Annotated in this window: 12 protein-coding genes; 6 read left to right on the top strand and 6 right to left on the bottom strand. The window is 69.0% G+C overall.

Annotated features, from left to right (window positions below; translation table 11 throughout):
• Positions 1–16 precede the first annotated feature (16 nt).
• On the bottom strand, positions 17–604 hold the full coding sequence (locus tag ACZ32T_RS28780) for a sigma-70 family RNA polymerase sigma factor (protein ID WP_467369840.1): 588 nt from the start codon (positions 602–604) through the stop codon (positions 17–19).
• A gap of 139 nt (positions 605–743) precedes the next feature.
• Positions 744–1,520: a hypothetical protein gene (locus ACZ32T_RS28775; RefSeq protein ID WP_467369838.1), complete on the bottom strand. Its 777-nt coding sequence runs from the start codon at positions 1,518–1,520 to the stop codon at positions 744–746.
• 305 nt (positions 1,521–1,825) lie between these two features.
• Here ACZ32T_RS28775 and ACZ32T_RS28770 point away from each other — a divergent pair, with 305 nt between their 5' ends.
• Complete coding sequence (locus ACZ32T_RS28770; protein ID WP_467369836.1) at positions 1,826–2,035, top strand: hypothetical protein; 210 nt, start codon at positions 1,826–1,828, stop codon at positions 2,033–2,035.
• Between the two features lie 172 nt (positions 2,036–2,207).
• On the opposite strand, the gene ACZ32T_RS28765 is transcribed toward ACZ32T_RS28770, so the two are convergent.
• Positions 2,208–2,603 carry a VOC family protein gene (locus tag ACZ32T_RS28765; protein WP_467369834.1) on the bottom strand — a complete coding sequence of 132 codons (396 nt, stop codon included), beginning with the start codon at positions 2,601–2,603 and terminating at the stop codon, positions 2,208–2,210.
• 567 nt (positions 2,604–3,170) lie between these two features.
• Between ACZ32T_RS28765 and ACZ32T_RS28760 the strand changes: the two genes are divergently transcribed.
• Genes ACZ32T_RS28760 through ACZ32T_RS28740 form a run of 5 tightly spaced genes read left to right on the top strand, consistent with a single transcriptional unit; the run spans position 3,171 to position 8,375 of the window.
• Entirely contained in the window at positions 3,171–4,793 is a 1,623-nt protein-coding gene (locus ACZ32T_RS28760) for an ABC transporter substrate-binding protein (RefSeq protein WP_467369832.1), read from the top strand.
• A gap of 59 nt (positions 4,794–4,852) precedes the next feature.
• The gene (locus tag ACZ32T_RS28755) at positions 4,853–5,818 is read left to right on the top strand and encodes an ABC transporter permease (RefSeq protein WP_467369830.1); all 966 of its coding nucleotides are present in this window, start codon (positions 4,853–4,855) and stop codon (positions 5,816–5,818) included.
• Positions 5,811–6,677, top strand: a complete 867-nt coding sequence (locus ACZ32T_RS28750; RefSeq protein WP_467369828.1) for an ABC transporter permease — start codon at positions 5,811–5,813, stop codon at positions 6,675–6,677. The genes ACZ32T_RS28755 and ACZ32T_RS28750 overlap by 8 nt, the downstream gene beginning before the upstream one ends.
• Entirely contained in the window at positions 6,659–7,675 is a 1,017-nt protein-coding gene (locus tag ACZ32T_RS28745) for an ABC transporter ATP-binding protein (RefSeq protein WP_467370016.1), read from the top strand. Before ACZ32T_RS28750 ends, ACZ32T_RS28745 begins: the two co-directional genes overlap by 19 nt.
• Positions 7,668–8,375, top strand: coding sequence for an ABC transporter ATP-binding protein (locus tag ACZ32T_RS28740; protein ID WP_467369826.1), 708 nt, complete (start codon positions 7,668–7,670; stop codon positions 8,373–8,375). The genes ACZ32T_RS28745 and ACZ32T_RS28740 overlap by 8 nt, the downstream gene beginning before the upstream one ends.
• Before the next feature lie 509 nt (positions 8,376–8,884).
• Here ACZ32T_RS28740 and ACZ32T_RS28735 read toward each other — a convergent pair.
• Genes ACZ32T_RS28735 through ACZ32T_RS28725 form a run of 3 tightly spaced genes read right to left on the bottom strand, consistent with a single transcriptional unit; the run spans position 8,885 to position 14,153 of the window.
• The gene (locus ACZ32T_RS28735; RefSeq protein ID WP_467369824.1) at positions 8,885–12,010 is read right to left on the bottom strand and encodes a glycoside hydrolase family 38 N-terminal domain-containing protein; all 3,126 of its coding nucleotides are present in this window, start codon (positions 12,008–12,010) and stop codon (positions 8,885–8,887) included.
• Positions 12,011–12,065: 55 nt separating this feature from the next.
• Positions 12,066–13,244: a glycoside hydrolase family 76 protein gene (locus ACZ32T_RS28730; protein WP_467369822.1), complete on the bottom strand. Its 1,179-nt coding sequence runs from the start codon at positions 13,242–13,244 to the stop codon at positions 12,066–12,068.
• A 48-nt stretch (positions 13,245–13,292) separates the two neighbouring features.
• Positions 13,293–14,153, bottom strand: a complete 861-nt coding sequence (locus ACZ32T_RS28725; RefSeq protein ID WP_467265147.1) for a carbohydrate ABC transporter permease — start codon at positions 14,151–14,153, stop codon at positions 13,293–13,295.
• Positions 14,154–14,155 lie beyond the last annotated feature (2 nt).

Raw genomic sequence — 14,155 nt, 5'->3', positions numbered from 1 at the left:
GCGAGATCAGGCTCGGTCAGCAGGCCAGAGCGGGCTCCGCCCGGTCGTCGAGCATGGCGCACAGTGTCGTACGCGCTCGTGATACCCGGGATCTGATGGTGCCCACCGGGCACGCGACGGCACGAGCCGCGTCGTCGTACGGCAGGTACAGGACCTGGGTCAGCACGAAGGCCTCGCGGCGGGCATCCGGGAGCGAGTCGACGAGGGCCATGAGAGCGATGCCCTCGTCGAAACCGGGCAGGTCTCGCGGTTGACTGCACTCCGCTGCGTGCTGCCAGTCGGACGTGTCAGCCAGGCGGGGCCGGGAAGCGGCACGCCGCAGGCTGTCGACGACAGTTCGGCGGGCGATGGTCAGTATCCAGGCGCGAGCCGAGCCGCGTCCTTGGAAGAGATGGACGGTGCTGACAGCGCGCAGGAAGGTCTCCTGCACCAGGTCGTCGGCCATCTGGAAGTCGTCGGCCAGAGCGGTGACATATCGACGTACGTCGTTGTGGAGGGCGCGGAAGACGTGCTCGAAGGCATCGGCGTCGCCGGCCGCGGCACCGAGAGCCCACGCGGTGACCTCGTCCTCAGTCACCGCGGGTTGTCCTTGGGCAGGAAGCATGGGAACTGCGGTTCCTTCCGGGTGTCCGGACAGGGCGCGGCCCATGGGCATGCGCCGATCCGGAAATTGGGAGATCGCGTCCGTGCATCACGTGCACGGACGCACATCGGCGGTGGTGCGGCCGACGTCATCCAGCTGTTCAGTGGACAGCGATCTCCCGTGGAGGTCCCCGGGTGACGAGCGTGTGGACGAGCAGGCGCGGGCGTGGAAGCGTGACGGAGCGGCCGACCGCGGACGCGGGGGGAGCGGGCGGGTGGGGCCGGAGCGCGCTGAGAAGTGCGAGGGGAAGGTGGAAGCGGTCCGCCAGGGCTCGCAGAATCTGGAAGGCTGCCCGCTCGCCGCGGGCCAGCCACAGGCCGCACAGCAGCGCCGCCACCACGTGCGCCGCGAGCATCCCCCAGGAGGCATTGCCGGTCATCGCTCCCATGTCGTGCATGGGCGAAGTCGTGTGGGCACCCTGGGCGGTGTGCCCGAGTGCCACTATGGCGGAGGAACCGCCTTCGAGCCTGGGCAGCGGCATGCTGTCGGTGAGACCGGCCTGCGCCGCGACGTCGTAGGCGCGCGCCGCTGCGGCCGTGTCGCTGTGCGGGCCACAGAGCAAGGCGTCCGCCCATCTTTCGGCGAGCGTGGAATCACCTCGGGCTCCCGGGGCTGCCTGCGGCACGGTCTGGACGAGCGTGAACACGCCGTGGAGTGCTGCCTGTACCGCGGCGGTGAGAGCGACGACAGTCACCTGGCCCCGTTCCCGTCCAGTGACGAGCCAGGACAGTGTGCCGACCCCTCCTAAGCACAGACCCATGAACCACCAGGGCAGCACGTCGTCCGACATGAGGACGTGGCCGCAGGCGGCGAGAGCCACGCACACGACCGCGAAGAACGCGGACCGTGCGGCGCGAAATCGCCATCCCACCGACATGACACCCAATCCTGGCATTGTTCCCGCAGCGGCTCCCGGCCGGATCCCGTGCGGTCTGTCGCGGACGACGTAGTGCGCTACGACGGCACGGTCATCCAGAACGGTCTACCCGTGAAAGGGGTCGTACAGCGGTACCTTCTGGTTCCCGCCACCCCAGGAGTTCCGGGAGCACCGGGTGCGCGCGGGCGGGCCGCTGTGCTTTCGCGCAGGACGACGGCCGAGCTTGCGGCCCGGCGGCCGGGGGCATCACCTCCGTGTTCGGTCTCCGGCTTCCGCCGGAGGCCACGAGTGGAGGAGAGCGCACGATGACCGGATCCCCCGAACCCCTGGCCACCTTCTGCGGGAACTGCAACTGCGGGTGCCCGCAGTTGTTCGTGGACGAAAGTGCTCCGGCCGAACGCCGGATCGTGATCACCGACGACTTCGGGCAGCGCGTGGAGATGAGTGCGGACCAGTTCGGGTCCCTGGTCGAGGAGGCCGAAGCCGGTCACCTCGACGCAGCCGTCACCGCATGACGGCCACGTGGGTCCTGGAAACCTCGAGATCTGACCGCTGACCAGGTCCTTCGGGCAGCACAGTGGTCGTTCCCCCCCCGCCCTCCTGTTGCTCCTTGTTTCACCCGGACAGATGCCGTGACGCTGCTCACTCGTGCGGCGGGGAACTCCGGCCGGGCGCCTTCGACCGCGGCTAGGTCTGCGGTGCCAGGGTGCGTAGGACGTCGAACTCGTTGCCCTCGGGATCTGCCATGACTACCCAGTTTCGATCTGACCCCTGGCCCACGTCCGTCTTGGTGGCGCCGAAGCCGAGCAATCTGGTCACCTCGTCCTCGGTGCTGCCGTCGATCGGGCTGACGTCGAGGTGAAGCCGGTTCTTCACGGTCTTGCCCTCAGGTACCTGGATGAACACCAGGGTGGGCGGCATCTGACGGGCCCGAACGTCCTCGACGGTCGGCACCCAGGAGCCGATCTCGACCTTGTCCTCGCTCCTGTCGATCACCTTGAAGTCCAGGACCTCGCACCAGAAGGCCGCGAGTCTCTCAGGGTCGTGGCAGTCAACGGCCAGCTCAGTGAACCTACTTGTCATGACTCTCCCCAGGTAGTGCGGACGGGGTTCAGAATATTGGCCAGGCCGCCCGTCCGACAGATCCGCGATCTTCCTGGCTGGCGAGGCCGTCGGACGGGCTCGACCCGGCATCAGACGCGCGAGAAGCCCCTGGTGAGAACAGGTCTGCGAAGATCACGTTCCGGAACACGGAGGCTTCACGCGTTGACCAGTGTCACCTGCACCTCAACACTCGACATGGGCAGGGAGACTGCCGAGGCCCTCGTCCAGCTCTCGTTACCGAGAAAGATTCACTGCCTTCAGCGTCATCAGAGATGTCGCCGTCGCCCGACGGACGCAACCGGCCGCTACTGGAAAGCCACTTCTCCAGGTGACTCCCGGGGTCCCGTATCGCTCCGCACAGCGATCTGTGGAACTCCAGCATCAACCTCCACTTCGCCGACGACATCCCGGCGACTGCGACAGCACGGTCGCCGGTGAGACGCGTACCTGGGAGAAGGGTCGTTGTCTGCTCTTCGACTACGCCTTCGAGCGCCTCGAGTCGGGGTACTTGAGGGCAGTTCGGCACAGGGCGGCATACTGCTGTTCATGATTTGGACCAAGTGCAACCCATGTGCAACTACGACTGACGTGCGGCGCTTCAGCGCAACGGCTCTCGCGGGCGTCGTCATTGCGGGAGCCTCGGCCTGCTCGGCCCCAGGTGGCGGTGCGGACAGAGGCGGCTCGAAGGACTCGGCTGTCGTCGGCATCGCATACGAACCCGAGACCCTCAGCCCGCTCCTCGGCTACGGCAAGGACGGCAACTCGAAAATATTCGACGGGCTGCTCACCCGCGATGTCGACATGAAACTCAAGCCCGCTCTCGCCCTCGACCTTCCCGAGGTCACCAACGGCGGCACGACCTACACCTTCAAGCTGCGCAAGGGCGTCAAGTTCAGCGACGGCAGGCCGTTCTCCGCCGACGACGTCGTCTTCACCTACGAGACGATCCTCGACAAGAAGACCAACAACGCTTCCAAGACGGAACTTGACGCCGTCGAGAGCGTCGAGGCGAAGGGCGGCGACACCGTTGTTTTCCGCCTCAAGTACCCCTATGCGCCGTTCGCCGAGCGCACCGTCCTGCCCATCGCTCCCGAGCACATCGTGGCCGGGCAGGACGTGAACAACGGTGCGTTCACCACCGCGCCGGTCGGCACGGGACCGTACGAGTTGGTCACGTGGTCCAAGGGCGAGAAGCTGATCTTCAAGGCCAACCCCGACTACTGGGGCGCCGCGCCGAAAATCAAGAACTTCACCATGGCGATCATCAAGGACGACGACATCCGAGCCACCCGGCTCGACGCCGGCGAGCTCGACGGTGCGATCCTGCCGCCCGACCTCGCCGGGAAATACGGGAGCGACGGCGGCATGAACACCTACGCTGCCAAGTCCTTCGACTACCGCGTGGTCACGTTGCCCACCGGCAACAAGGTCGCGGGCGACACCGCTGTCCGGCGGGCCCTCGACATCGGTGTCAACCGCAAGGCCATGGTCGACTCGATCCTGTACGGCAAGGGCAAGGAGGCTTACGGCCCCGTCCCGACCGACAGCCCCTGGTTCACCACGGGCACCGAGCGTGCGTTCGACCCGGCTGGGGCCGAGAAGATCCTCGACGAGGCAGGATGGGAGCCGGGCAAGGACGGAATCCGTACGAAGGGGGGCGTCCAGGCGACGTTCCCGCTCTGGTACCTCTCCGGCGACAAGCTGCGCCAGGACCACGCTCTCGCCTATGCCTCCGACGCCAAGAAGATCGGCATCAAGGTGCGGGTGCAGTCCGGCACGTGGGAGGTCATCAAGCCGCGCATGCCCAAGGACGCGGTCCTCGCCGGCGGTGGTTCTCCTGCCGACCCGGACTTCGACCAGTACGCACTCCTCAAGTCCTCCCTCGCCGGCGACGGCTTCAACAACATGGCGCACTACGACAACCCGACGGTCGACAAGGCGCTGGAGGACGCCCGCAGAAGCGGAGACCGAACCGAGCGCAGGGCTGCCTATGACACCGTCCAGCGCGAGCTCGTGAGTAACCCCGGCTATACCTTCCTCACACACATCGATCACCTCTACGTCGTGGACGAGAAGTTCGGAGACCTGAGCACCCAGATCGAGCCGCACGACCACGGCCTCGCCTCCGGCCCGTGGTGGAACGTCGAGGACTGGCAGGTCGAGCAGTGAGATCGGCTCTGTTCAAAGGCCGTGAAGAGCCGTCGAGCCGTCGCCTCATCTGGGGGCCCATGGCCCGCCTCGCGGCACGACGGGCACTGTTCGCAGTGCCTGTGCTGCTCGTCGTCACCTTCGGCGTCTTCGCCGTCGCCGCCGCCTCACCGTTCGACCCGGTCAAGGCGTACGCCGGCACGGCCGGGCTCACCGCCTCGCAGGAGACCCTCGACCAACTGCGCGCCAACCTCGGCGTCGATCAGCCGCTGACCGCACGCTGGTGGCACTGGCTGACCTCGGCGCTCTCCGGTGACCTCGGAAACTCCACCACGCTGCGCCAACCCGTCGCGGACGCCATCGGCGAGCGCGTCGGCTGGTCCGTGCTCCTGGCCGCCACCGCGTTCGTCGCCGCTGTCCTGCTCGGCACCACGCTGGGCGTGCTTGCCGCCCGCAGCCAGGGCGGCTGGTTGGACCGTGCCGTCACTTCTCTCGCCTACACCCTCGAGGCCGCTCCGCCGTTCTGGCTCGGCCTGCTCGCCGTCTGGCTGTTCGCGCTCAAGCTGGGCGTACTGCCCTCCGGAGGCCTGACCGACACCACCAGCTCCACTGTGACGGCCGGTCAGGTCGCCAGCCATCTGGTGCTGCCCGCGGCTGTCCTGGCGACCGCGCAGTTGCCGTGGTTCGTGCTGTACGTCCGCCAAGGGGTGAGTGACGCTCTCGGCGACGACGCAGTGCGCGGCGCACGCGCACGCGGCCTCAGGGATCGGACCGTCCTCGTCGGGCACGCCCTGCGTTCCGGGATGCTGCCTACGCTGACCCTCGTCGGCTCCCGGGTGCCGGAACTGATCACCGGCGCGCTCCTGGTGGAGACAGTGTTCAGCTGGCCCGGCATCGCCGCAGCGACCGTCCAGGCCGCTACCTCCGTGGACTTCTCGCTCCTCGCCGCGCTGACCGCGCTCGCCACCGTCGCGGTCCTCCTGGGCAACCTCGTGGCTGACCTGCTGTACGGCCTCACTGACCCGAGGGTTGGATTCGATGGCTGAGATCGTGTGGCGCGTGCAGGGCGGACAGCTCCGTTCCACCCGCATGTGGCGGGTGCGTACCTCCGTGACACTTCTGGCTGTCGTCGTCCTCGCCGTACTGGCCGTCCCGCCCCTCGTCCACCTCGACGAGCAGGCCGTCGACCTGGCCGCCAAGCTGCGGCCGCCGTCGTTGTCACACCCTTTCGGTACGGACGACGTCGGCCGTGACCTGATGCTCCGCTGTGTCTACGGGCTGCGTGTCTCCCTCCTCGTAGGTGTCGTCGCGGCTGTGGTCGCGACCGTCATCGGCACGGCGGTCGGCGCCCTCGCGGCAGCCACCGGGGGCTGGGCCGACCGCGTCGTGATGCGGTTTCTGGATGTCTTCTCCTCCGTTCCGCACCTGCTCCTCGGTATCTTCATCGTCGCCATGTTCCGGCCCGGCGTCTGGCCCGTCGTCATCTCCGTGGCACTCACGCACTGGCTCTCCACCGCCCGTATCGTCCGCGCCGAAGTCCTCTCGCTGCGCTCGCGGCCGTACATCGACGCGGCGATCTCGGGCGGTGCGTCACGGCTGAGAGTCGCAGCGCGGCACCTCGTGCCCGCTGTACTCCCTCAGGCCAGCCTCGCCGCCGCACTGATGGTGCCGCACGCCATCTGGCACGAATCGGCACTGTCCTTCCTCGGCCTGGGACTTCCCACCCACCAGGCGAGCCTCGGAACGCTCGTACAGAGCGCACGAGGCTCGCTCCTCGTAGGTGACTGGTGGCCGACCCTCTTCCCCGGCCTGTGCATCGTCGTGCCCACCCTCGCGATCGCGGGCCTCGCGGGCGCCTGGCGGGAACGCATCAACCCCCGACGCCGATCGGAGCTCATGCTGTGACAGCCCCCGCACCCCCTGCTCGACGGGCGACCACGCTGACCGTCAGAGGACTTTCCGTCCGGTTCCGCCTGCCCGGCGACCGGTACGTGAGCGCGGTCACCGAAGCGGACTTCGACCTCGCTCCGGGAGAATGTCTCGCCCTCGTCGGTGAGAGCGGCTGCGGCAAGTCCGTGCTCGCCTCGGCGCTGCTCGGTCTTCTCCCGCAGAACGCGGAGACCGCCGGCACGGCACGGCTGCGAGACGCCGCCGGTGGGGACCTCATCGACCTTCTGGCTGCCGACGAGCGCACGCTGGCCCGCACCGTGCGGGGCCGACGCGTCGGCCTCGTACCGCAGAGCCCCGCGGCCCATCTGACGCCCGTCCGCACCGTGCGTTCCCAACTGGAGGAGGCCCTACGGGAGCTCATCGGGCTACGGAAGTCGCACCTGCGGCGCGCCGGTGAGGCGGCCGCCGGGCGCGCCTTGTTCCCCTCCGGGCATCTGGACCGCTATCCGCATGAACTGTCCGGCGGTCTGGCCCAGCGTGCCGCCACCGCGCTCGCTCTCGTCGGCGAGGCGCCATTGCTTCTCGCCGACGAGCCGACCACCGGACTCGACCGAGACCTCGTGGAACGCACGGTGGACGAACTGCGTCGGCACGTGGGGGAGGACCGTGGACTGCTCCTGATCACCCACGATCTGGTGGCCGCGGAGCGAATCGCCGACCGGGTGGCCGTCATGTACGCCAGCCGTATCGTGGAACTCGCTGACGCCGCTGACTTCTTCGGCGCCACCGGCCCACGGCATCCCTACGCGCGCGGTCTCCTGGATGCCCTTCCGGGACGCGCGTTCACCCCCGTCCCCGGCATGCCGCCAGAGCTTTCCGCGCTCCCTGACGGCTGCGCGTTCGCAGCACGCTGCGAACGCGCGGACGAGGCGTGCGGCAGGCTGCCCACGCTTACCGGCGGGACCGCCTGCCACCATCCCCACATGGACATACCGGAGGACCAGCATGCTTGAACTTCGGGCCATCACCGCCGGATACGACCGGCGCACTCCGGTCGTCCGGTCCGCGAGCCTCACCATCGGCCCCGGAGAGTCCGTCGGCCTTCTCGGGCCCAGCGGCTGCGGAAAATCGACGCTGGCAAGGGTCGCGGCACTGCTGCACAGACCCGACGCCGGACAGGTCGTCATCGACGGTCAGCAGGCAAGGGGCTGGCGCCACCGCGCCCCGCGTGAGCAGCGAACCGCCTTCGGCGTCGTGTTCCAACAGCCCCGGCTCTCCGCCGACCCCCGCCTGACCCTCACCGACCTGATCTCGGAGCCACTACGCGCGGCGGGCCGGACATCCGAGGCCCCCGCACTGGTTCCCGAACTGGCGGCCCGCGTCGGCCTGGGCATGGACCTGCTCACCCGTCGCCCGCACGAGGTGAGCGACGGCCAACTCCAGCGCGCCTGCCTGGCGCGTGCCCTGGTGCTACGTCCGCGCTGGCTGATCTGTGACGAGATGACGGCGATGCTGGACGCCTCGACGACGGCGGCCCTCGTCCACGTCGTGGAGGAGTACCGACGCCGGTCGGGCGCGGGGCTCCTTTCTGTCGGACACGATCGGGTGCTGCTCGAGAGGTGGTGCGACCGGACGGTGACGTGGTCCGACTGCCACGGGACAGGCGAGGACCCTCATGCGCGCCGGGCTGTCGCGAATGTCGAGGGCGCCTGATCGGGCATCGAGTGCCGATGGGCAAAATGTCCTGCTGCTCAGACCCTGAGCGATCACGCGGGCTTCGCTGCACCGACGAGGAGGCCGGGGTTGTCGGTGCGGCGTTGTCGAGGGGCTTGGGGTCGGTGGCCCGAGGTCATGCGGGGCCTGTGTGGCGGCGAGGCCGCGATGGTATGGGGAGGGCCATGTCAGCGCGTTCTCCGCGTCACCAGGGCACGCAAACGGCCCACCCGATTTCGGGGAGGGCCCGGATCTCCCGCCCCACGTATCCCGGGTTGGGCTGGAGCCCTTCCCGGCGCCCCGGACGGCATCACCTGCCTGAGACGACCGAGCCGTTGGTCCCTGGTGAGTTGGCCGTGCCAGGGGTCCGGAGTGGTATCGCCCTCCTGCATCGACCACCGGGGGAGCCGGTCGTCGTTGCCGATGGCCACCCTTGCGGTGAGAACGGCGACGCCGATCGGCCTCACGTCACACCGTGAGGCCGATCGGCGGATCCGGAGCACGCTCCGTCAGTCCAGATCGGGCTTGTCCCGCATCGTCAGCGACACCGCCGTGGTGCCGAGCCGGGGCACCGGCACCGGGAGAGAGCCGTCGGTCCCGGCGTGCAGAGGGGTGCCCACGGTGCCGAGGTAGTCGGCGGACATGGCTCCGGTGACGGGGAAACGCGGAGTCATACGGCAGGTGACAGGTTCCTCGGCGAACGATTGCAGCCGTACGAGCAGACGCCCCGGTTCCGGGACGGTCAGACCGACGACCCGCACGCGGGGGTCGTCCAGTTCCAGCAGGGCGTAGGAGGTGCCGGGGGCCGGTTCGGCCGCGCGGTTCGCTCGCACCGCCACCAGGGGGCGGCTGCCGACAGCGGCCGTGTGCATACCGAGCACAGCGCCGCTGAGGGCCGGTGTGTCCTCCCATCCGACGCTGTAGCGGAAGACGTGGTCGAATGCCTGCTCCGAGGGGAAGTTGGTGTCCCAGATGTTGTTGTGCACCCACGAGAACACAGTGCCGGGCTCCTCCTGAGCCAGCGACGGGGGATAGGGCACATACGGGATGGCGACCCCGCCCACTTGGATCAGTGGTGCGTCCTGGGTGGCCAGGGCCGCGCTGATCGGGCCCTCCTGGAGGGTGACCCAGCGGCGCACAGCTCGCATGTGCCGTGCCGAACCGGGGACCGTGGGCAGCCCCGTCCCGGTGACTCCGCCGGTCGCCTCCATCCGTACGACCGGGGACCGCATGGCGAAGGGGAAGGCGAAGAACGCGCTCTCCTTCGTCAGGGTCGCGGCCTTCTCGATCCGGTTCTCCAGATCGATCCGGGCACTCGCGCGCGGCAGATGGACCTTGACCCGCAGTCGGCGGGTGCCGGCCGGGGCACATTCGTACACCAGCGTCTCGCCGGTCGCGTCCGAGGTCCGGTCCACCAGGGCCGCCGGCGGAGCCGTCCGCCGTGTGGCCAGCAGGTGCATCGAGTCGTCGGCCGTGGTCTTGCTCGACTGGTGGTTGAATCCACCGGCCGTGCCGTACTCGTCGTACAGATACCCGTTGAATCCGACGGTGGCGTCCTGGCGGACCAGTTCGCTCCCCGTCCGCTTGTCCAGGATCGAGTCGATGCACGCGGACGCCAGGTCGACGTGGACGCGCAGGCACTCGTTCTCCAGGACCGTGGGGTCGGCCTCCGGGGTGTCGCCTTCCGCCGGACGCCCGGCCGAGGGGGCGGACGCGGGCTCGACGTCCACGCGTACGGCCCCGTGGACGGGGACGCCGGCCAGCCGGAACAACAGGAAGCGGCCGGCGGCCCGGTGGAGTTCGTTGGTCTGCTCCTCCTCCGCCACCTCCAGCGCGGTGCCGTCGCGTGAGTCGACGACCCGCACACGGTCGGCCAGGGGCACGGTGCTCTCGGGGAGGAAGAGCCGGACGGTTTCGGACCGCTCCCAACTGCAGGTGTTGGTGACGTAGTAGCCGGCGAGTGTCCCTTCACGGGGAGCCAGGCGGTCTCCCAGTGCCGCGCTCGCGGCGTCCAGCAGGGTGTGCGCCCCGTCGTGGGCGCGCAGGGCCTGGGCGTACTTCCAGTGCCACTGCCGCTCGCCCGAGCCATGACCGTGGTCGCCGTGCGTCCAGGGATCCCCGGCACCCCAGGTGTGCTCGTTGAACAGCGAGGCGGCGCGGTACACCTCGCGTGCGGCCCCGGTGATCTCGGCCCCGCCCGGCGCGCCGAATATCTCCGCGTGACCCGCGAGGGTCTGGGCGTCTGCCAGCGCCGCCTGCCCGTCACGGGTGGCGGCCAGCGGCACGGCCCCCGCGCCGACGCCGTCGACCCACCAGTCCGTCCAGTCGCCCTCGAACGTCTCGATCCGGTCGCCGAGCCGCTGCTCGGCGTCGGTGAAGAAGTCCTCGTTGCGTGAGGTGCGCAGGACGGGGAAGGCCCACTCCTCGTTCCAGCGGTGCACCGTGTCCGCGATGATGCGGCGCGGCGGCCCGTTGTCCGCGAACTTTCCCAGGACGCGCAGATGCAGGATGTCCCACGGGTACGGGTCGCCCTTGAACTCCTCGTCCAGGACGGGGAACCCGGGGATCCCCCGGCCCTCGTGCGGGTACTGGTGGTTCGCCAGGGCCGAGAGGTAGTTCGGCAGCAGATCGTCGACGCGGTCGAAGGACTCGTCGAAGCCGATGATCGAGCCCTCCATGTACGCGAGGCCGTGAGGGGTGTCGGTACGCCACACCAGCACCTCGCGTCCGCTGGGTGCCCGCCAGCGGAACAGCCGCGGCAGATCCTGGCCGCCGACGTGATGCGGTACCGCACGCCCCGCCCAGTTGTGGGCGACCGACAGATAGCGGATCCCGCTGTCGGCCAGGACGTCGGGCAGCCCGACGACCTGGCCCGGCACGTCCGTCTGCATGGCCGTGGTGACGTCGATACCCTCGCGCTCACGCAACTCGCGTATGGGACGCAGAAGTTCGTGGAGCTCGTCGGTGGAACAGGTCTCGGTGTGCAGGTTGAAGGGCATCGCCGCCAGCTCGATGCGCCCCTCACGCACACGGTCCAGGAATTCCGCGACCATCCGCGGCGGCCGGTTCTGCGACCAGTTCTCATAGCTGAAGTAGCCCTCGACCGCCCAGCGGAACTTCGACTCGTCGGGCCGGTCGTCGGTGGTGCGGCACAGTTCGAGCAGGGAGTCGAGGTACTTGCGTCCCTCGGCGAGCACCGTGCCCTGTGGGTCGGTGTAGCCGATGTCCAGGTGGGCGTGCTGGACCAGATGCAGCGTCCAGTGGCGCTGCGGGGTCAGCAGCACCTCGACGCTCTCCGCGTCGGCCAGCTCAGGCAGTTCGACCAGGACCGGTGTGGGAGCGTTCACCTCCGGCACCAGCAGCCGGGTGTCCGAGCCCGGGCCCGGCACGATGTCGCAACGCAGGACGCTGCCGGTGACGGTCGTGACGCGGGCGCGGGTGAGAGGCAGGTCCGCGGTGACGCGCACGGACTGGAGCAGGCCCCCTGCCCCGTCGTGACGCAGAAGGGGTTCGCAGGAGAGCCTGATCCGGTGCCCGCCGAGGACCCCCTCGGCGGACACCGCGCGCCGGCGCAGGATGTCTCGGGCCATGTTCGAGTCCCACCAGGAGGGACGGGCAAGTGCGGGGCGGGGCATGGGAGAGGTCTCCACTCGTGTGTGGTGCGGGAGGTACTGCTCGGCGGGCCGGGGTTCAGGAGTGGTCGGTGGCCAGACCCGCGAAGATCTGCACCATCGCGGACTGTTCGAGCGTCTCGGCCTGCGCGGCCGGGGCGTGGTCGCCGCCGCCGGAGGGCTGGAAGCGGAACAGTCCGTCCGACGGTGTCCGGTTCTCCTTCCAGGTCTGCTCGGCGTAGGCGGTGGCGGCTTCTCGGTAGGTGTGGTCGGGTCGCACCTCGTTCAGGATGCGCAGGTTGTCGAAGTAGAAGGCGTTGAAGATCGCCGGCTGGTCGTGCAGCCGGTCGCCCTGTTCCCAGTAGGCGAGCGAGCCGTGCGCGTCCTCGACCGCACGGTCGAGGTAGCTCCGGTCCCCGGTCGCGCGGTACAGGGTGGTCGCGGTGCCGATCATCGCGCCGGAGTTGTACGACCACAGGGTGGTGTTCACGGTGCCGTCGTCGTCGCGGCTGTTGTTGTACAGGCCCGGTGACCGGCGCAGGCACGACCAGTTCCACTCGTACCACTCCGTCGCGCTCCTGAGGAGCCGGGGATCGTGGCCGATGGCGTAAAGCTCGGCGGCCAGCTGGGCGGCCAGGCCCGTGACGTTGGCGGCGCGCATGGTGTTGCTCGGCGAGTCGACCCAGCGCATGCCTCCGGGGCAGGGTTTGCCGGGGTCCTCGTCCCAGCCCCGGCCGACGACCGCATAGGTTTCCATCGCCCGGTCGAGGTAGAGCCTGTCGCCGGTCGCCCGGTACTGGTCGAGGAACGACAGCCCGACGACGGCGTTGTCGTCGTAGAAGACGTCGCCTCCCTGACCGAGCGGTGCCGGCAGGTAGGAGTCGTAGCCGGGTCGGCCGTCGCGGGGGTCGAAGTACAGCCGAAGGGCCGTGAAGCGCTCGGCGGCGTCCTTGTCGTAGCGGCTGCCCACATGGGGCAGTTCGGACATGTCGACGGTGGCGGCGGCCGCCTCACGCAGCGGCCAGAGATAGGAGTGGGGGTTCTCCCCCTCCTTTCGCGGTGTCTTCTCCAGGTACAGTCCGTGCTCCTGCGGGCCCTGGTAGAGATGCTGCTGCAACGCGTCATAGGTGACCGCGGCGCGGTGGGCCCAGATGGCGGGTGCGCTCTCCCGGCCGCTGTCGGCGGCGGCCGGGCCCGCCCCCAGCGCACCGGCGAGGACGGCGAGGGCCAGTACGGCGCGTGCGGATGTCTTCACCATGGTCTGCCTTTCGGGAAGGTGGAACGGTGATGGGCGGCCGGGGACGGCTCAGCCGTGGAACTTGAGACTGCTGACGAAGAAGCGCTGGGCGGAGAAGAACAGGACGACGGTCGGCAGGGAGACGAGGAGCGCGCCGCCGAGGACCACCGGTGGCCCCACGTTGGAATAGTTGCCCTGCAGTTCGGCCAGCGCGGCCATGACCGGACGGATGTTCTTGCTGGTGGACAGCGTGATGCCGAACAGCAGGTCATTCCAGACGGCGACGAACTGGAAGACGAAGGCGGCCACCATGGCGGACCTCGACAACGGCACGTGGATCTGCCAGAAGACCCGCCACCACGAGGCCCCGTCCATCCGGGCGGCCTCGATGATCTCCGGGGCCAGCGTCAGCGCGAAGTTGCGCATGATGAAGTAGGCGAACGGGATGGCGATGGCCACATACACCAGGAACAGCCCGAACTGGGCGTCGTAGAGCCCGGTGTCGGCATAGGCGAGGAACAGCGGGCGCAGGAATACCTGGAGCGGCAGCAGGGTTCCGGAGTAGATCAGCCAGAACCAGAGAGTCTTGTGCCTGACCGGCATGATGACGGTCGCGAACGCGGCGGTGGTGGCCACCACGATGGCGGCTGCCGCGCTGGTGACCGCGTAGAGCAGGCTGTTGCCCATGGAGGGGCCGAGATCGGCCTTCGTCCATGCCTGTGACATGTTGTCGAAGAGACCGAAGCCATGTGGCCACCAGTGAGGCGTACCCCCGTAGTCGGCCGCCGGCACCAGGGCGTTGACCAGCAGCAGCCAGGTGGGCAGCGCCCAGGCCAAGGATATGAGCACCAGTGTGGTGTTGCGCAGTATCCGGCCGGTCGTGAGCCGCGTGCGCGGGGGACGCCGGGGCGTGCGGAGGGTGGTGTGCATGA

Source organism: Streptomyces sp. NPDC023573, from assembly GCF_055559735.1.
This window is presented reverse-complemented; position numbering and strand designations above follow the sequence as displayed.